The 17,569-nt window shown below is 71.4% G+C and carries 13 protein-coding genes; 6 read left to right on the top strand and 7 right to left on the bottom strand.

Features of this window, described 5'->3' with window-relative positions; all coding sequences use genetic code 11:
• Positions 1 to 97: 97 nt before the first annotated feature.
• From EV382_RS19280 to EV382_RS19290, 3 genes are all read left to right on the top strand, one after another.
• The gene (locus EV382_RS19280; protein WP_482806098.1) at positions 98 to 1,090 is read left to right on the top strand and encodes a mechanosensitive ion channel family protein; all 993 of its coding nucleotides are present in this window, start codon (positions 98 to 100) and stop codon (positions 1,088 to 1,090) included.
• Between the two features lie 233 nt (positions 1,091 to 1,323).
• On the top strand, positions 1,324 to 2,700 hold the full coding sequence (locus EV382_RS19285) for an MFS transporter (RefSeq protein ID WP_130403854.1): 1,377 nt from the start codon (positions 1,324 to 1,326) through the stop codon (positions 2,698 to 2,700).
• 163 nt (positions 2,701 to 2,863) lie between these two features.
• Positions 2,864 to 3,253, top strand: coding sequence for a globin (locus EV382_RS19290; protein WP_208758449.1), 390 nt, complete (start codon positions 2,864 to 2,866; stop codon positions 3,251 to 3,253).
• A 21-nt stretch (positions 3,254 to 3,274) separates the two neighbouring features.
• Here EV382_RS19290 and EV382_RS19295 read toward each other — a convergent pair whose 3' ends face one another.
• From EV382_RS19295 to ettA, 4 genes are all read right to left on the bottom strand, one after another.
• Positions 3,275 to 3,859, bottom strand: a complete 585-nt coding sequence (locus EV382_RS19295; protein WP_130403858.1) for a type III secretion system chaperone family protein — start codon at positions 3,857 to 3,859, stop codon at positions 3,275 to 3,277.
• Positions 3,860 to 3,990: 131 nt separating this feature from the next.
• Positions 3,991 to 4,731 (bottom strand): DUF8185 domain-containing protein, encoded by a 741-nt coding sequence (locus EV382_RS19300; RefSeq protein ID WP_208758450.1) that lies wholly within the window; start codon positions 4,729 to 4,731, stop codon positions 3,991 to 3,993.
• The gene (locus EV382_RS19305; protein WP_130403860.1) at positions 4,728 to 5,174 is read right to left on the bottom strand and encodes an acyl-CoA thioesterase; all 447 of its coding nucleotides are present in this window, start codon (positions 5,172 to 5,174) and stop codon (positions 4,728 to 4,730) included. The genes EV382_RS19300 and EV382_RS19305 overlap by 4 nt, the downstream gene beginning before the upstream one ends.
• An 11-nt stretch (positions 5,175 to 5,185) precedes the next feature.
• Positions 5,186 to 6,862, bottom strand: coding sequence for an energy-dependent translational throttle protein EttA (gene ettA / locus EV382_RS19310; RefSeq protein WP_130403862.1), 1,677 nt, complete (start codon positions 6,860 to 6,862; stop codon positions 5,186 to 5,188).
• A gap of 351 nt (positions 6,863 to 7,213) precedes the next feature.
• Between ettA and EV382_RS19315 the strand changes: the two genes are divergently transcribed.
• Both EV382_RS19315 and otsB read left to right on the top strand, forming a co-directional pair.
• Positions 7,214 to 8,614 (top strand): alpha,alpha-trehalose-phosphate synthase (UDP-forming), encoded by a 1,401-nt coding sequence (locus EV382_RS19315; protein ID WP_030488230.1) that lies wholly within the window; start codon positions 7,214 to 7,216, stop codon positions 8,612 to 8,614.
• A 41-nt stretch (positions 8,615 to 8,655) separates the two neighbouring features.
• Complete coding sequence (gene otsB, locus EV382_RS19320; protein WP_130408997.1) at positions 8,656 to 11,217, top strand: trehalose-phosphatase; 2,562 nt, start codon at positions 8,656 to 8,658, stop codon at positions 11,215 to 11,217.
• Between the two features lie 468 nt (positions 11,218 to 11,685).
• Here the strand turns inward: otsB and cobA are convergent, their stop codons facing one another.
• Genes cobA through cobC form a run of 3 tightly spaced genes read right to left on the bottom strand, consistent with a single transcriptional unit; the run spans position 11,686 to position 15,294 of the window.
• The gene (gene cobA / locus EV382_RS19325) at positions 11,686 to 13,005 is read right to left on the bottom strand and encodes a uroporphyrinogen-III C-methyltransferase (protein ID WP_130403864.1); all 1,320 of its coding nucleotides are present in this window, start codon (positions 13,003 to 13,005) and stop codon (positions 11,686 to 11,688) included.
• A gap of 40 nt (positions 13,006 to 13,045) precedes the next feature.
• Entirely contained in the window at positions 13,046 to 14,212 is a 1,167-nt protein-coding gene (locus tag EV382_RS19330) for a nicotinate-nucleotide--dimethylbenzimidazole phosphoribosyltransferase (protein ID WP_425271910.1), read from the bottom strand.
• Positions 14,209 to 15,294 (bottom strand): Rv2231c family histidinol phosphate aminotransferase CobC, encoded by a 1,086-nt coding sequence (gene cobC / locus EV382_RS19335; protein ID WP_130403866.1) that lies wholly within the window; start codon positions 15,292 to 15,294, stop codon positions 14,209 to 14,211. The genes EV382_RS19330 and cobC overlap by 4 nt, the downstream gene beginning before the upstream one ends.
• A 121-nt stretch (positions 15,295 to 15,415) precedes the next feature.
• Here cobC and EV382_RS19340 point away from each other — a divergent pair, with 121 nt between their 5' ends.
• Complete coding sequence (locus EV382_RS19340; protein WP_130403868.1) at positions 15,416 to 17,548, top strand: transglycosylase domain-containing protein; 2,133 nt, start codon at positions 15,416 to 15,418, stop codon at positions 17,546 to 17,548.
• Positions 17,549 to 17,569 lie beyond the last annotated feature (21 nt).

Here is a 17,569-nt window from a genome sequence, read left to right on the forward strand (position 1 = left end):
CCGGTGGGTCGGCGGCGGGCGCTCGGGCCCCCTACGGTACGAAGACAGAGTGAGTGCCGCCAACGTGACGCCCCTGGCCCTGCCCGCCACCGAATCGGTGAGCTGCCAGGGCAGCACCTCCTGTGAATTTCTCTACCGGATCACCAATTCCGCCTGGTTCGCCGAGGGAAGTTACTGGATCCTGCTCAAACCGCTCCGGGTGCTGCTGATCCTGGCGCTGGCGATGGTGGCCCGCTGGGCGCTGCACCGGACCATCAACCGGTTGGTGCGGACGACCACCGACGGTGCGGTGCCGACGATGCTGCGACCGCTGCGCGAGCGGGTGCCGTCCGCAGCGGCCAACCCGGCCGAGTTCGTGCCCGAGCGGCGACGGCAGCGGGCCGAGGCGATCGGGTCGGTGCTGCGCAGCCTGACCACCGCGTTCGTCTTCGGCATCGCGCTGCTGATGATCCTGCGGGAGTTCAGCTTCGATCTGGCGCCGCTGCTGGCCAGCGCGGGGATCGCCGGTGTCGCGCTGGGCTTCGGCGCGCAGAGCCTGGTCAAGGACCTGATCGCCGGCCTCTTCATGCTGATCGAGGACCAGTACGGGGTCGGCGACAACGTCGACCTGGGCGAGGCGATGGGCGTGGTCGAGTCGGTTGGCCTGCGGGTCACCACCGTGCGCGACGGCCGTGGCGTGCTCTGGTACATCCGCAACGGCGAGATCATCCGGGTGGGCAACAAGAGCCAGGGCTGGGCCCTCGTGGTGGTGGATCTGCCGATCGGGTTCAGCAGCACCGAGGAGGCCACGGCGGTTCTCCGGACCGCGGCGGCCTCCGTCGCGGTGGACCCGAAGCTGTCGCCGGAGATCGTGGAGGCGCCCGAGGTGCTCGGCGTCGAGCAGGTGACGGTGGACGGTGCGGTGCTCCGTACCGTGGTGAAGACGACCGCGGACGGGCAGTTCGCGGTGGGCCGGGAGTTGCGTCGGCGTCTCGCGGAGGCACTGGAGAACTCGGGGATCACCGCGCAGATCGCCGCCGCTCGCATTTATCCCGGTCTGTCGGCCCCGCCGTTGGGCGATGGTGAGACTGGTCAGGGCGGTGCGACCTGACCCCCCGCAGACTGTCCTGCAATTCAGGGGTCGCGAGCCGGCCGGCCCCTCGGGTATCGTCCGTTCGTTCAGTCGGGGAGGCGACGAACGACCCGTTCGACCTAGCCAGTTGTCAGACGATCGGGCAGAATCCGGAGCACGCGTTCCCACCAAAGCGTGATCACATCCTCGCTGATCCGTAGATCTGACGAGCGCTTCCGGTCGAGCTGCCACGAGCGGCCGAGCCGGGGCCGATGGAGGCGACGGTGCCTGACGAGCGACCTTCCACGGAAGGCCCCGCCACGTTTCGTGAAGTGTTCGGCCAGCGCGAGTTCCGGGCTGTGTTCGTGGCCGGCGCCCTCTCCTGGGTCGGCGACTATGTCGCGAAGGCCGCCGTCACCCTGCTCGTCTACCAGCAGACCAAGTCCGTCGCGCTCTCGGCCGCCGCCTTCGCGGTCAGCTTCCTGCCCTGGCTGCTCGGCGGTCCCGTGCTCGCCGCACTCGCCGAGCGGTACCCGTACCGGCGGGTGATGGTGGCGTGCGACCTCATCCGGATGGCGCTGATGCTGGTCATCGCCATTCCCAGCCTGCCGTACCAGGCGGTCCTGGTGCTCATCTTCGCCGCCACGTTGGCCAACCCACCGAGCCAGGCGGCGAAGTCCGCGTTGATCCCGCAGTTGCTCACCGGGGACCGGCTGGTGCTGGGGCTGTCGCTGAACAGCAGCATCGGGCAGGCCGCTCAGGTCGTGGGGTACGTCTTCGGCGCCGGTGTCGCCGCGATCGACCCGGCGGTGGCGCTGCTGTTCAACGCGGCGACGTTCGGCCTCTCGGCGCTGCTGGTGCGCCTCGGTGTGCGGGACCGTCCGGCGGTGATGAACCCGGCGCACCGCAGCCACCTGCTGCGGGAGACCCGCGAGGGGTTCGGCATCGTGTTCCGCACACCGGTGCTGCGAGCCATCGCGGTGCTGGTGTTCAGTGCGATGCTCTTCTCGATCGTTCCCGAAGGGCTGGCTGCGGCCTGGGCCAACGAGGAGACCCGCGGCGCCGTCAGCGCGGGCACCGCACAAGCGGCGATCATGGTGGCGAACCCGGTCGGCTTCATCCTCGGCGGATTGCTGGTGAGTCGCCTGTTCGGGCCGGCGCGCCGGCTGAAGCTGATGCGGCCGCTCGCGGTGCTCGCCCCGCTGGTGCTCGTGCCGGTGCTGCTCGACCCGCCACCGTTGGTGGTCGCGTTGCTCGCCGCGCTCTGCGGGTTCGCGGTCGCCGGCATGTTGCCGATGGCCAACGGGTTGTTCGTGCAAGCGCTGCCGAACGGGTTCCGGGCCCGCGCCTTCGGCGTGATGGCCACCGGGGTCCAGGTCATCCAGGGTTTCGCGGTGCTGGTCACCGGTGTACTCGCCGAACGACTCCCCATCCCCATCGTGGTGGGGGTGTGGAGCGCGGCCGGCGTGGTGCTGATGGCGGTGGCCGCGCTGCGCTGGCCGGACCGGCAGACGGTGGACGACGCGATCACCGCCGCCTCGGTGGCCAACGCCGAGCCGCCACCCGACGGCCCGGCCGGCGACGACACGGTGGGAGACACGGCCGACCCGCATACCAGTGACGGCCACCGCCGGCACGCGGTCACCTGACCCGTCGGGCCGGCCGCGACCGAGCGGGTCCGGTGCCCCGGCATTCGGGGCTGTCGACCTGGCGTGATCCGACGCACGCCGTGCGGGTCGGGTCGGCGCGGGACGCACCTGGCAGGATGGAACGGTGACTTCCGCAGGTGAATCCGACCGTCCCGGTGCGTCGATGACCCTCTTCGAAGCGGTCGGCGGCGAGCCCACCTTCCGCAAGCTGGTCGACGAGTTCTACGCCGGTGTGGCCACCGATCCTCTGCTGCGGCCCATGTATCCGGAGGAGGACCTGGGCCCGGCCGCGGACCGGATGACCCTGTTCCTGATGCAGTACTGGGGCGGGCCGAACACGTACTCCGCCCAGCGCGGGCACCCGCGGCTGCGGATGCGGCACGCGCCGTTCCGGATCGGCGCGGCCGAACGGGACGCCTGGCTGCGCAACATGCGCCGCGCCGTGGACCGGCTCGAACTGGAGCCGGAGATCGCCGCCACTCTCTGGGACTACCTGGAGCGGGCCGCGTACTTCATGGTCAACGTCGAGGACGACCCGGCCGCCGGTCACTGACCGGCCCGACCCGGAGCGGCGTCAGAGCAGGGCGCCCTCGTCGTGCAGCCAGTCCACAAAGCTGGTGGCGACCGCCGCGCCGCAGTCGAGCATCTCGACCAGGAGCGCGTCGTGGGTGCCGGCACCGAGCGGCACCTGAAGCTCGGCGTAGATCGGTAGCTGACCGCGCTCGGTCGGGTCACCGATGTACGCCTTGCAGAACCGGCGGGTGTGGTTCCACTCGTTGACCACCCGGTAGGCCCGGTCGGCCCAGTCCGGCGGGACCGTGGCGTGCGGACGTGCCCGCATCACCAGGATCTCGTCCTCCGGGCCTTCGAGGGTGACCAGCACGGCGTGCCGCTCCCACATGGCCAGCAGGTTGCCGTCGCCATCGGCCAGGTAGCGCACGTCGAGCAGGTCGAGTGCGTCGCAGACCCGTCCCAGACTCACCGGCCCGACGGTGGCAGGCATCTCGGTCAGCACGGGCCGCTCATTGGACGGGCAGTCGTCCCCCGGCTGGCGAGGGCTGGGCGGCCCGATCCGGACCGCGCTATCGACTGTGATCCCGCTTCGGGTTTCCGGATCGCCGCCGTCGGCGGGACCGGGGCGCCATGACCACCACGGCATCGCTCGCGCACCTCACTCCCCAGCGGATCCAGCCGCCTACGGTGCGTTGGATCCGAGGATGGACGGTACCCGGACAGCCGGGTTGAAGCACCCCCCCAACGACCGCCCCTGACCAGAATGATGACCCGGGGTCATCCGTTCGGACGAGTACTGAGGGGCGTCACGGCAAGATCCGTGGCCTTCTGCAACCATGCCGCTCCGTGCGGTCCCACCAGGCCGACCCAACGACCGGCCACCCGCACCTGAACGGCGCTCTCCTCGCCAGCCCCCGAACCGTCGGCGGAGCCGAGGAAGCCCATCCGGACCACCCCCTGCACCAGCCGCTGCGGCACCTCCACCGGCGCGGCGGGCGCCCCGTCCGGGGTGACCAGCACCGCCACGTGGTCGAGCAACGCGTCCCGCAAGGCCCGCTGGCCCACGGCCCGGCCGGCGACACCCTGCTCGCTCGCCGTCCGCAGGGTGCCCGCCGCCGCGTCCGCGATCCGGCGCAGCTCGGCAACGGGCAGCGCCTCCACCTGGTGGCTCCGCGTCGGCGGCAACGGCCACCGCCACTGGGCGTCCCGTCGGGCCGGCCGGGCCGTCCCGCCCCGCTCCAACTCGGCGAGCAGTTGCGCGGCCGCCACCGTGACGTCCTCGGCGGCACCGTCGGCCGGCCCACCGGCCACCGTGCGGACCACCAGAACCTGCCACGGCAGCCGGGCCCACAGGGCGACCCGGCCCGGTACGCCGGCCGGCCGCAGCCGGACCGGCGCACCCGGATCCAGTCGGACCAGCCGGGCCAGGAAGGCGCCCGCGTCCGCCACCCCGGTGACACCGTGGGTGGACGCCGACGCCGCCACCCGGCCCGGCTCGGCGGTGCCCGGCTGGGTCACCCCACACCACCCTGCGCCGCGTACGTGAGCAGGAAATCCCGCTCCTCGGTGGTGATCCGCCGGGGCACCTGGCGGGTCAGGTCGAACGGCACCAGCACCGAACGGGCCCGACTGGCGAGCACCTCGCCGTCGTACAGCTCGTAGGCGACGGTGAACCGGGAGGCCCGAATCTCCTCCACCCACAGCTCGATCCGCACGGTGGGCGCGGCCTCCGCGGTGGCCCGACCGAGCGCGTAGTCGACCGGGCGCAGGTAGTCGACCTCGTGGCGGCGGATCACCACCCCGTCGGCGAACGAGCCGACTCCCCAGGCCCGGCCGCCGGCGAACATCAACGCCACCCGCGCCTCCTCGTACAGGGTGAGGAAGCGCGAGTTGTTGACGTGGCCGTACGCGTCCAGGTCGGACCAGCGCAGGGTGCAGTGGTAGATGAAACGGTCAGACACGTCTCGGCCGGTCAGTCGCGGGTCAGCTTGCGGTAGGTCACCCGGTGCGGCCGGGCGGCTTCCGCGCCGAGGCGGTCGATCTTGTTCTTCTCGTACGCCTCGAAGTTGCCCTCGAACCAGAACCACTTGGACGGGTCCTGGTCGTCGCCCTCCCAGGCCAGGATGTGCGTGGCGACGCGGTCCAGGAACATCCGGTCGTGCGAGATGACCACGGCGCAGCCGGGGAACTCCAGCAGCGCGTTCTCCAGGCTGGACAGCGTCTCCACGTCCAGGTCGTTCGTCGGCTCGTCGAGCAGGATGACGTTGCCGCCGATCTTCAGGGTCAGCGCCAGGTTGAGCCGGTTGCGCTCACCGCCGGAGAGCACCTTCGTCGGCTTCTGCTGGTCCGGGCCCTTGAAACCGAACGCGGCGATGTACGCCCGCGACGGCATCTCGACCTTGCCCACCATCAGGTAGTCCAGTCCGTCGGAGACGACCTCCCAGACGGTCTTGTCGCCGTTGAGGCCCTCCCGGTTCTGGTCGACGTACGACAGCGAGACCGTCTCGCCGACCCGGACCGACCCGCTGGTCGGCTGCTCCAGCCCGACGATGGTCTTGAACAGCGTGGTCTTGCCGACGCCGTTGGGGCCGATGATGCCGACGATGCCGTTGCGCGGCAGCGAGAACGACAGGTTGTCGATCAGCAGCCGGTCACCGAAGCCCTTGCTGAGGTTCTGTGCCTCGATCACCGTGCTGCCCAGGCGCGGGCCCGGCGGGATCTGGATCTCCTCGAAGTCCAGTTTGCGGGTCTTCTCCGCCTCGCTGGCCATCTCGTCGTACCGGTCCAGGCGGGCCTTGGACTTGGTCTGCCGGGCCTTGGCGTTGGAGCGGACCCAGTCCAACTCCTCGGTGAGGCGCTTCTTCATCTTGGCGTCGCGGCGGCCCTCGACGGCCAGCCGGGCGGCCTTCTTCTCCAGGTAGGTGGAGTAGTTGCCCTCGTACCCGATGGCCCGGCCGCGGTCCAGCTCCAGGATCCAGCCGGCCACGTTGTCGAGGAAGTACCGGTCGTGGGTGATCGCCATGACGGTGCCGGCGTACTTCGCCAGGTGCTGCTCCAGCCAGGAGACGCTCTCCGCGTCCAGGTGGTTGGTGGGCTCGTCGAGCAGCAGCAGGTCGGGTGCCTCCAGCAGCAGCTTGCACAGCGCGACCCGGCGACGCTCACCACCGGAGAGCTGGGTCACGTCGGCGTCCGGCGGCGGGCAGCGCAGCGCGTCCATGGCCAGTTCGAGCTTGGAGTCGACGTCCCAGGCGTCGAGGTGGTCAAGCTCCTCCTGGAGCTTGCCCATCTCCTCCATCAGCTCGTCGGAGTAGTCGGTCGCCATCTGCTCGGCGATCTTGTTGAACCGCTCCAGCTTGGCCTTCGTCTCGGCGACCGCCTCCTCGACGTTGCCGAGCACGGTCTTGGCCTCGTTGAGCGGGGGCTCCTGGGCGAGCATGCCGACGGTGTAGCCGGGCATGAGTCGGGCCTCGCCATTGCTCGGCTTGTCCAGCCCTGCCATGATCTTGAGGAGGCTGGACTTACCGGCGCCGTTCGGACCGAGCACACCGATCTTGGCCCCCGGCAGGAAGCTCAGCGTGACGTTGTCGAGCACGACCTTGTCGCCGTGCGCCTTGCGCGCCTTTTCCAGGACGTAGATGTACTGGGCCACGGTGCGGGCTACCTCCGTCGGTTGCTGTCGCTTGATCGGCGGCGCGGCGCGGGCTGCGAGGACCGCCCGCCGCCGCCGGCCGGGAGCCGGCCGCGCGCACGCCACCGTCAATCCTGACAGGTACGGCGCGCTTCGCCCACATCACCCCGCCCCGGGAGTACGCGGGGCGCGCCGCGCCGCCCCGCCGGGCGCCGCCATCGGCCCTCGACCGACACGGCTGTAGACAAGATCACCTTTAGGATTCGGCCAGACCGAGGCGGGTAGGAGACTCCGGCACGGGGCACCAGACGCCGCAGCTACGCTCAGTACGCTCATCGCGGTGGACCCGTCAGCACCCGGAGGTGGCCGATCGTGACCGTCCGTAGCTCCTTTGTCGTAGTGGCGAACCGTCTGCCGGTCGACGAGGTGAGCACACCCGAGGGCCGGCAGTGGCGGCGCAGCCCCGGCGGGCTGGTCACCGCGCTGCACCCGGTCCTCGCCGAGCATCAGGGCACCTGGGTCGGCTGGGCCGGTGGCACCGGCGCGGCCCCCGAACCGTTCGACCTGGAGGGCATCCGGCTGCACCCGGTCCCGCTCAGCGCCGAGGAGTTGGAGCGCTACTACGAGGGCCAGTCCAACGCGACGATCTGGCCGCTCTACCACGACGCGGTGGAGACACCGGCCTACAAGCGCCGCTGGCGTGAGGCGTACCGCCTCGTCAACGCCCGGTTCGCGGAGGCGGCGGCCGACGTGGCGGCCGAGGGCGCGACGGTCTGGGTGCAGGACTACCAGCTCCAGTTGGTGCCGGCGATGCTCCGTGAGCTCCGCCCGGACCTGCGGATCGGGTTCTTCCTGCACATCCCGTTCCCGCCGATCGAGCTGTTCATGCAGATGCCGTTCCGCACCGAGATCCTGCGCGGTCTGCTCGGCGCCGACCTGGTCGGTTTCCAGCAGCGGCTGGCGGCGCAGAACTTCGTCCGGCTGGCCCGGCACCTGCTCGGGCTGCGCTACGAGGGGCAGATGATCCAGGTCGACGGTCGGCAGGTGAAGGCGGGCGCCTTCCCCATCTCGATCGACACCCAGGAGATGGAACGGATGGCCGCCGACCCGGCGATCCAGGCCCGGGCCAAGCAGATTCGCGCCGAGCTGGGCGACCCGAAGACGATAATCCTGGGCGTGGACCGGCTGGATTACACCAAGGGCATCGAGTTGCGGCTCAAGGCCTTCCGGGAGCTGCTGGCTGACGGAAAGTTGACAGTTCCCGACGCGGTCATGGTTCAGGTCGCCACACCCAGCCGCGAGCGCGTGGAGCACTACCAGGCACTACGGGTCAAGGTGGAGCGTGAGGTCGGCCGGATCAACGGCGAGTTCGGCAGGGTCGGCGTGCCGGCGGTCCATTACCTGCATCAGTCGTACAGTCGCAGTGAGCTGGCGGCGATGTACGTTGCTGCCGACGTGATGATGGTGACCCCGCTGCGAGACGGAATGAACCTCGTGGCAAAGGAATACGTAGCATCACGTGCCGACCAGGGTGGCGCACTCGTACTCAGTGAGTTCGCCGGTGCCGCCACCGAGCTTCGCCAGGCATTTTTGTGTAACCCGCACGACCCGGACGCGGTCAAGGACGCCCTCCTCCGGGCCGTGCACGTGGAGAAAACCGAGGCGCGCCGCCGGATGCGGACAATGCAACGTCACCTGCGTACCCACGACGTGGGCCACTGGGCCAAGTCTTTCCTCTCGGAGCTCGGAGTTCCCGAGGCGGAGGCCGAGTGAACACGTCCGTCAACGATGGGGCGGCGATCGCCACCGGGGTCATGGACCCTGAGTTGCGCGCCGCCATCGGCCGAATCGCCCGGGTCCCCCAGCTCCTGGTCGCCTGCGACTACGACGGCACGCTGGCGCCGATCGTGGAGGACCCGAGCACGGCCGTCCCGCTGCCCGAGTCAGTAGCCGCGGTCCGCGCGCTCGCCGCGCTGCCGCAGACCACCGTGGCGGTGGTCTCCGGTCGGGCGCTGCGCGACCTGGCCGCCCTCTCCCGGCTGCCCAGCGAGGTGCACCTCGTCGGCAGCCACGGCTCCGAATTCGACATCGGCTTCGTCGAGCGGCTCTCCCCCGAGCTGGTCGCCGTACGCACCCAGGTCCGCAACGCGCTGCGCGAGATCGCCGCCGAGCACCAGGGCGTCCGGCTGGAACGCAAACCGGCCAGCGTCGCGATGCACACCCGAGGGATCGACCCGCAGGTCGCCGCCGCCGCCATCGAGGCGGTGCTCAACGGCCCGGCCACCTTCGACGGCGTCACGGTGACCCAGGGCAAGGAGGTCATCGAGCTGTCCGTCGTGGCCACCCACAAGGGCACGGCGGTCGACCAGCTCCGGACCCAGCTCGCCGCCAGCGCGGTGCTGTTCATCGGTGACGACATCACCGACGAGAACGCGTTCGGCAACCTGCACGGTCCCGACCTCGGCATCAAGATCGGCCCCGGTGACACCCAGGCCGGCTACCGGGTGGCCGACCCGCTGGAGGCCGCGCGGGCACTGGGGTTGCTGCTGGAGACCCGCCGGCACTGGCTGTTCGGCGAGCGGGCGGTGCCGATCGAACGGCACTCGATGCTGGCCAACGGTCGTACCGTCGCTCTGCTCACCCCCGAGGCCAAGGTGAGCTGGCTCTGCCACCCCAAGCCGGACTCGGCGGCGATCTTCGCCGACCTGGTCGGCGGCAGCCCGGCCGGCCACTTCAGCATCACCCCGGAACGCGGCGGCATCCCGCTGGGTCAGCGCTACCGCTCCGGCACGATGACCGTGGAGACCCGCTGGTCCGGGCTCACCGTCACCGACTGGCTGGACAAGCCGGCCAAGGAGACCACCCCGGACGGCCCGGTCGTCGTCACCGGCGACTCGACCCTGGTCCGGGTGCTCACCGGCAGCGGCAAGGCCAAGGTGGAGTTCGCGCCGAGGCCGGAGTTCGGCCAGGTGGCCGTCCAGTTGCAGCCACTCGGCGACGGCCTGCTGGTGCTCGGTTCCAACGAGCCGGTCGCGCTCTACTCCCCCGGCGTGCAGTGGGAGGTCGGCAACGACGGCGGGTACGAGACCGCGAAGGCGGTCGTCGACCTCTCCGCCGCCGGCGGGCAGGTCGTGCTGGAGCTGCGCTTCGGGACGCACAGCCTGGAGCACCACCGGGTGCCGATCCACGAGCGGCAGGCCGCCGCCGAGCAGCCGTGGAAGGACTGGGTGGCCTCGCTGCGGCTGCCGTCCACCGCCCGTGACCTGGTCGCGCGCAGCGCCCTCACCCTGCGCGGGCTCTGCCACGAAGCAACCGGCTCGATCCTGGCCGCGGCGACCACCTCGCTCCCCGAGGAGCTGGGCGGCGTCCGCAACTGGGACTACCGCTACTGCTGGCTGCGCGACGCCGCGCTGACCGCCCGCGCGCTCGTCGACCTGGGCTCCGTCGAGGAGGCCGAGGCGCTGTTGCGCTGGGTGGACGGCTGCATCGAACGCACCGGCGGGCACCCGGAGCGACTGCACCCGCTCTACACCATCGACGGCTACGAGCTGGGCGCCGAGGCGGTCATCGACACGCTGCCCGGGTACGCCGGTTCCCGTCCGGTCCGGGTCGGCAACCTCGCCAACCACCAGTTGCAGCTGGACGTCTTCGGCCCGATCGCCGACCTGATCGCGGCCGTCGCCGACGCCCGGGGTTCGGTCCGCGACGACGAGTGGCGGGTCCTGGAGAACATGGTCGAGGCGGTCCGTCGCCGCTGGCACGAGCCCGACCACGGCATCTGGGAGGCCCGGCTGCCACCCCGGCACCACGTCTTCTCCAAGGTGATGTGCTGGATGACAGTCGACCGGGCGCTGCACGTGATGCGCGAACACGGCGGCGAGGACCGGCCCGAGTGGAAGGACCTGCGGGACCGGATCGGCGCCAACGTGCTGGAGCACGGCTGGCACTCCGACGTCGAGGCGTACAGCGTCGCGTACGGAGACGAGGACATGGACGCCTCGTCACTCTGGATCGGGCTCTCCGGCCTGCTCCCGGGCGACGACCCGCGCTTCCTGTCCACCGTCCTTCGGATCGAGGCGGACCTGCGCAGCGGCCCGGTCGTCTACCGCTACCACTGGGACGACGGTCTGCCCGGCCGTGAGGGCGGCTTCCACATCTGCACGGCGTGGCTGATCGAGGCGTACCTGCGCACCGGCCGCCGCACCGACGCCGAGGAACTGTTCGCGCAGATGGTGCTGACCGCCGGCCCGACCGGCCTGCTCCCCGAGCAGTACGACCCGCTCGCCGAGCGCGGTCTGGGCAACCACCCGCAGGCGTACAGCCACCTCGGGTTGATCCGCTGCGCCCTGCTGCTGGACAACATGCTCAAGCAGTAGTCGACAGCACGTACGACAGGGCCGGAGCGCTTGCGCTCCGGCCCTGTCGTCGCTCAGGCTCGGGTGCCTGACGCCGCTTCCCGGTCACCACGGCTACCGGGACAACGCGGCCGTGTGTGGGACGGCAAATCCGTGCGAGCCTGGATCGCCGAGAACCGCCCCAGCCCAGCCGACGAGGACTGACCGGCAGCCACCAGGCCCCGCCGAATGGCAGGCGGACCGGGATGTTCTTAGCCGGTTCTTACCCCGCCGCAGCTGGCAATCTTGGACACTTTCCGTTAGCGCGTAACGGAAGTGTCCAAGATCTACCCCGCCAGCGCCCTCCCATGCCCGATCGGGTCGCCAGCACGGTCGGAACAGACCCACTAGTCGATGACTCTTCACCCAGACTGACGGCACGTCACGGCAAAGACCTCAATGAGACTCGGGTCCACCGCCGGACGAGTCGCCGCCGTGTTCGGTCGCCGATCAGCTGTCCAGGGCATTCACCACGTCTCCCAGCACCACGACGGCGGGTGGGCGCAGGTCGGCGGTGAGCAGGTCGGCGGCGACCTCGCCGAGCGTGGAGCGCAGCACCCGCTGGGTGCCGGTGGTGGCCTCCTGGACCACCGCGGCCGGGGTCTGCGGTGAGCGGCCGTGGGCGATGAGGGTGGCCGTGATGGCGGCGAGGTTCTTCAGACCCATCAGGATCACCAGCGTGCCGCGCAGACCGGCGAGGGCGTCCCAGCGCACCAGCGAGGCCGGCGCGTCGGGTGCCAGGTGCCCGGAGACCACTGTGAACTCGTGCGCCACCCCCCGGTGGGTCACCGGGATGCGGGCCGCCGCCGGCGCGGCGATCGAGCTGGTCACCCCGGGCACCACGGTCACCGGCACACCGGCCGCCGCGCAGGCCAGCAACTCCTCGCCACCGCGCCCGAAGACGTACGGGTCGCCGCCCTTGAGCCGCACCACGAACGCACCGGCGAGCGCGCGGTCGACCAGGATCTGGTTGATCTCCTCCTGAGCCCGGGACGGGCCATAGGGGATCTTCGAGGCGTCCACCAACTCGACGTCCGGACGCAACTCGTCGAGGAGCAACCCGGGCACCAGCCGATCGGCGACCACCACGTCGGCCTCGGTGAGCAGCCGCCACCCCTTCACGGTGATCAACTCCGGGTCTCCCGGCCCCGCCCCGACCAGCGCCACCCGCCCGGTCCGCCGCCCGCCAGTCCCGGTCGACCCGGCAGCCCCGGTCTTCCGCGCAGTCCCGATCGGAACGGTCGTGCCAGGCATCGCGGCATTGCCGGTTGAGGCGTCCGGCCGGCGGTGCGTCGACGCGGTCCCGTCGGCGGCCAGGCGGACCGCGAGGAGGTCGCGGATCGCGTCACGGACGGTCATCGCCCGTCGGGGGTCACCGCCGCCGAGCACCGCCACGGTGACCGGGCCGTGCCGGGTCACCGCCGGGGTCCAGGCGGTGGCGGCGGTCCGGTCGTCGGCCCGGACGCAGAAGATCCGCCGCTCGGCGGCGACGGCGCTCACCGACGCCGCCGCTATCGGGTCGTCGATCGCCACCTGGACCAGCCACGCGCCGTCCAGGTCCGCTGGCTCGAACCGGCGGGCAACCCAGTGCAGCCGGCCCGCGTCGACCCGGGCACGCAGCGCCGGGGTCAGCTCCGGGGCCACCAGCAGGACGTCCGCACCGGCGTCCAGCAGCGCGGGTACCCGCCGGGTGGCCACCGCGCCGCCACCCACGACGACCACTCGCCGCCCGTCGAGCCGCAGACCCAGGGGGTACGGATTGGAGGTCATGCCGCACCACCGAGGCGGACGGCCGGTTCATTGCCGGTGGTCACTTCTCGGCCACCCCGGCGGAGTCGAAGGTGGCCACCTCGTGCAGCACCCGGACCGCGCCGGTGACCACGGGCAACGCCAGCAGCGCGCCGGTGCCCTCACCGAGGCGCAGCCCCAGGTCGATCAGCGGGTCGAGGCCGAGGTGGCGCAGTGCCACCGTGGCACCGGGCTCGGCCGAGCGGTGACCGGCGACCATGGCGTCGACCGCCGCCGGGGCGAACGCGGCGGCGGCGAGCGCCGCCGAGACCGCGATCACGCCGTCCAGCAGCACCGGCGTGCGGCGGGCCGCGGCCCCCAGGATCAGCCCGGCCAGCGCGGCGTGCTCCAGGCCACCGACGGCGGCCAGCACCCCCAACGGGTCGGCCGGGTCGGGGGTGTGCCGGGCCAGCGCGGCCCGCACCACCGCCACCTTGTGCGCGTACGTCGGGTCGTCGACCCCGGTGCCCCGGCCGGTGGCGTCGAGCGGGTCGGCGCCGGTGAACGCGGCGATCAGCACCGCCGCCGGGGTGGTGTTGCCGATGCCCATGTCCCCGGTGAGCAGGATGCCGGCGCCGGCGTCGATCAGCTCGTCGGCGATCCGGATGCCCGTCCGCACCGCCGCCAGCGCCTCGTCCCGGGTGAGCGCGGCGGTCACCGTGAGGTCGCGGGTGCCCCGGCGGACGGACGCGACAACCAGTCGGGGCACAGCCGGGTCGAGCACAGCCGCGTCGGACACAGCCACGTCGGACACAGCAGCGTCGGACACAGCCACGTCGGACACAGCAGCGTCGGACACAGCAGCGTCGGACACGGCTGGGTCGGTGGGCAGCGGGGTGGCCACGCCGACGTCGACCACGGTGACCGAGGCACCGGCCTGCCGGGCGAACGCGTTGACCACCGCTCCGCCGGCCAGGAAGTTGCCGATCATCTGCGCGGTGACCTCCTGCGGCCAGGGGCTCACCCCCTGGGCGTGCACCCCGTGGTCGCCGGCGAAGATCGCCACAGCGGCCGGCTCAGGCAACGGTGGCGGGCAGGCCCCGGCCAGGCCGGCGAGGCGTACCGACAGCTCCTCCAGCGCACCCAGCGAGCCCGCCGGCTTGGTCAGCCGGCCGTGCAGCTCGCGGGCGGCGGCCATGGCCGCTTCGTCCGCCGGGCGGATCGCCGCGATCGTGGTCTCCAGCATCATGCCTCCATGGTCTCGCGCAGCACGTCGATGAACGCGTCGGTGGTGTTTCGGTCGCGTACCGCCACCCGCAGCCAGTCCGGGCCGAGGCCGGGGAACGTGTCGCCGCGGCGCACCGCCCACCCGCGCTCGCGCAGGGCGGCCCGGATGGCTGTCGCGCCCGGCAGGTGCAGCAGGACGAAGGCGCTGGCGGGGCGGCCGACGACGCGTACCCCGGGAAGGTCGCTGAGGCGCGCGACCAGGTGGTCGCGATCGGCGGCGAGATCGGCGGCGATCGCGCGTTCGGCCTGGACGGCGACGGCGCTGGCGCAGGCCGAGGCGGCGGCCAACGCGGGCGTGGAGACGGCCCAGAGCGGCTGGACGGCGGCCAGCCGGGACAGCAGCTCGGGGGCGCCGAGCAGGTAGCCGATCCGCAGTCCGGCCAGACCCCACGTCTTGGTGAGGCTGCGCACCACGACCAGGCCGGGCAGGTCGCGGCGTCCGGCCAGCGACTCCGGTTCGCCGGGGTGCCCGGCGGCGATTGTGGTGTCGGCGAACGCCTCGTCGACCACCAGCACCCGGCCAGGGCGGGCCAGCGCGGCCACCGTCTCGGCGGGGTGCAGCACCGAGGTCGGGTTCGTCGGGTTGCCGATCATCACCAGGTCGGCGTCGGCGGGCACCCGGGACGGGTCGAGCCGGAAGTCGTCGGCCGGGTCCAGCAGCACCCGATCGACGGTGTGCCCGGCGGCCCGCAGTGCCGCCTCCGGCTCGGTGAACTGGGGGTGCACCACCACCGGACGGCGTACGCCGCGCAGCGCCTGGGCGATCAGCACGAAGCCCTCGGCGGCGCCGGCGGTGAGCAGCACCTCGTTCGGGTGACGGCGGTGTCGGCCGGCGACCGCCGCCCGGGCCGGGGTCGGGTCGGGGTAGCGGGCCAGGTCGGTCAGGGTCGCGGCGATCGGGTCGGCCAGCCAGGCGGGAGGCCGCGCCCGGCGGACGTTGACGGCGAGGTCGATCAGACCGGCGGTGGCCTCCGCGTCGCCGTGGTGGGCGAGGTCCGGCTCGGCCCCGGTGAGTGGGGCTTCCGTGCTCGGCTGATCGGGCATGTCCGCGATCCTGCCGGGAAGGTGGCCGGTGGGACAGCCGATCTCGGCGTAAGCCGCGTCACCACTCGCCGGTTTAAGAGTTCTTCTCATGTACGAATCGGAAATGTCATAACTTGACCACGTGAGCAACCGACCCCTTACTGCCGTTGGTCGACTCGTCCCTCTCCTCCGCGCCGGGCTGATCGCCGGAATCGTGATCGCCGCCGCCGCGTACCCACTGGTCGCCCTCACCGGGCTCGGCGCGAAGGCCACCGCGCACGCCGTCGACCAGAAGACCAGGGTGTTGAGAACCGCCCTGCCCGCCGAGACGTCGTACCTCTACGCCCCCGACGGCAAGACCGTGCTGACCATGTTCTACGAGGAGTACCGGCAGTACACGAAGCTGTCGGACATGTCGCCGAACATCCAGCAGGCGATCGTGGCCGCCGAGGACTCCCGCTTCTACCAGCACCACGGCGTCGACCCGAAGGGCGTCGCCCGCGCCTTCGTCTCCAACGCCCGCTCCAGCGGAGTCTCCCAGGGCGCATCGACGCTGACCATGCAGTACGTCCGGATGGCCCTGCGGGACAGCGCGACCACGCCCAAGGAGGTCCAGGAAGCCACCCAGCAGACCAGCCTGCGCAAGGTCAAGGAGATGCGGATGGCGCTGGACCTGGAGAAGGAGCTGAGCAAGGAAGAGATCATGGAGCGTTACCTGAACTCGGCGTACTTCGGGCACCGGGCGTACGGCATCTACGCGGCCAGCGAGATCTTCTTCTCCAAGACCCCGAAGGACCTCACCCCGGTCGAGGCCGCCACCCTCGCCGGCCTGGTCAAGTCCCCGTCCGAGTACGACCCGGCCGACTCCGACCAGAAGGAGGCCACCGGGCGGCGCAACTACGTGCTGGACCGGATGAGCCAACTCGGCTACCTCTCCCCCGACTCGGCCGCCGCCGCCAAGTCCGAGCCGATCCGACTCAAGCTGACCACCCCGCCGCACGACTGCGCCGCGGTGACGGAGAAGTACAACAGTTGGGGCTTCGCCTGCGACTACCTGAAGAACTGGTGGAGCGCGCAGCCCGCGTTCGGGGCGAACCGGCTGGAGCGGATGGACAAGTTGCGCCGTGGCGGCTACCGGATCGTGCTCAGCCTCGACCCGAAGATCCAGGCGGCGGCGGAGAAGAGCGTCGGCGCCAAGGACGCCACCGGCAGCCCGTTCGCCAACGGCATCGTGGTCTCCGAACCGGGCACCGGGCGGGTGAAGGCGATGGCGGTGAACCGGACGTACTCGCTGGACCTGGACGAGAACCCGCCCAGCTCCAACCCCGAGGCCGGCCCGAAGGTGAAGGCGAACTACCCGAACACCGTGGCACCGCTGCTCGGTGGCGGTGACCTGGCCGGCTACCAGGCCGGTTCGACGTTCAAGATGTTCCCGATGTTGGCCGCGCTGGACTCCGGGATGACCCTCTCCACCTCCTTCAACGCGCCCTACCGCTACAAGTCGTCGGTGTACGACGGCTGGGCGCCCTCCAACGCCAGCGGGGCCATGACCGGCCAGCAGACCATGTGGTCCGGCTTCGGCAAATCGGTCAACACGTACTTCGTGTGGCTGGAGGAGCAGGTCGGCGCGGACCGGGCGGTCCGGTTGGCCGAGCAACTCGGGCTGCGGTGGCGCACCGACGTCGACCGGGAACAGGCGTCCCCAGCCAAGGCGAAGAAGTGGGGTGCGTTCACCCTGGGCGTCTCCGACGCCACCCCGCTGGAAATGGCGAACGCGTACGCCGCCATCGCCGCCGACGGCCGCTACTGCGAGGCCATCCCGGTGCAAGCGATCATGAACCGGGACGGCACGCCCGCCACGTACGCCACCCCGGGCGGACTGCACCGCGAGGTGGCCAAGCCGCGCTGCCGGCAGGTGGTCAGCGCGGACGCCGCACGGGCGGCCACCGACGCGGCCCGCTGCCCCACCGGAGACACCCCGGCGCGCGGCAGTTGCGGCGGCTGGTCCACCGCGGACAGCGTGCGCGGCACCGTCGGACGCCCGGTGGCCGGCAAGACCGGTACGACCGACAGCACCCGGTCCGCCTGGTTCGTGGGCTACACCCCGGAGTTGGCCGCGGCGAGCTTCATCTCCGACCCGGACAATCCGTTCAACGCGGTCGGTGACGGGCAGTCCCAGATTCCGATCGCAGCGGTTTCAGAGACCCTGCGCGACGGCCTGAAGGGCACGCCGACCCGCCAGTTCACCCCACCGTCAGACGCCATCGTCGGCTGACCGGCGAAAGAGCCGGCACAG

Source organism: Micromonospora violae, from assembly GCF_004217135.1.
GTDB classification, from domain to species: domain Bacteria; phylum Actinomycetota; class Actinomycetes; order Mycobacteriales; family Micromonosporaceae; genus Micromonospora; species Micromonospora violae.

Excerpts from the sequence above, each read along its gene's own strand:
- EV382_RS19285 (WP_130403854.1), top strand. The coding sequence starts at position 1,324 with ATGGAGGCGACGGTGCCTGACGAGCGACCTTCCACGGAAGGCCCCGCC.
- EV382_RS19290 (WP_208758449.1), top strand. The coding sequence starts at position 2,864 with ATGACCCTCTTCGAAGCGGTCGGCGGCGAGCCCACCTTCCGCAAGCTG.
- EV382_RS19295 (WP_130403858.1), bottom strand. The coding sequence starts at position 3,859 with ATGCCGTGGTGGTCATGGCGCCCCGGTCCCGCCGACGGCGGCGATCCG.
- otsB (WP_130408997.1), top strand. The coding sequence starts at position 8,656 with ATGGACCCTGAGTTGCGCGCCGCCATCGGCCGAATCGCCCGGGTCCCC.
- cobA (WP_130403864.1), bottom strand. The coding sequence starts at position 13,005 with ATGACCTCCAATCCGTACCCCCTGGGTCTGCGGCTCGACGGGCGGCGA.
- EV382_RS19330 (WP_425271910.1), bottom strand. The coding sequence starts at position 14,212 with ATGATGCTGGAGACCACGATCGCGGCGATCCGCCCGGCGGACGAAGCG.
- cobC (WP_130403866.1), bottom strand. The coding sequence starts at position 15,294 with ATGCCCGATCAGCCGAGCACGGAAGCCCCACTCACCGGGGCCGAGCCG.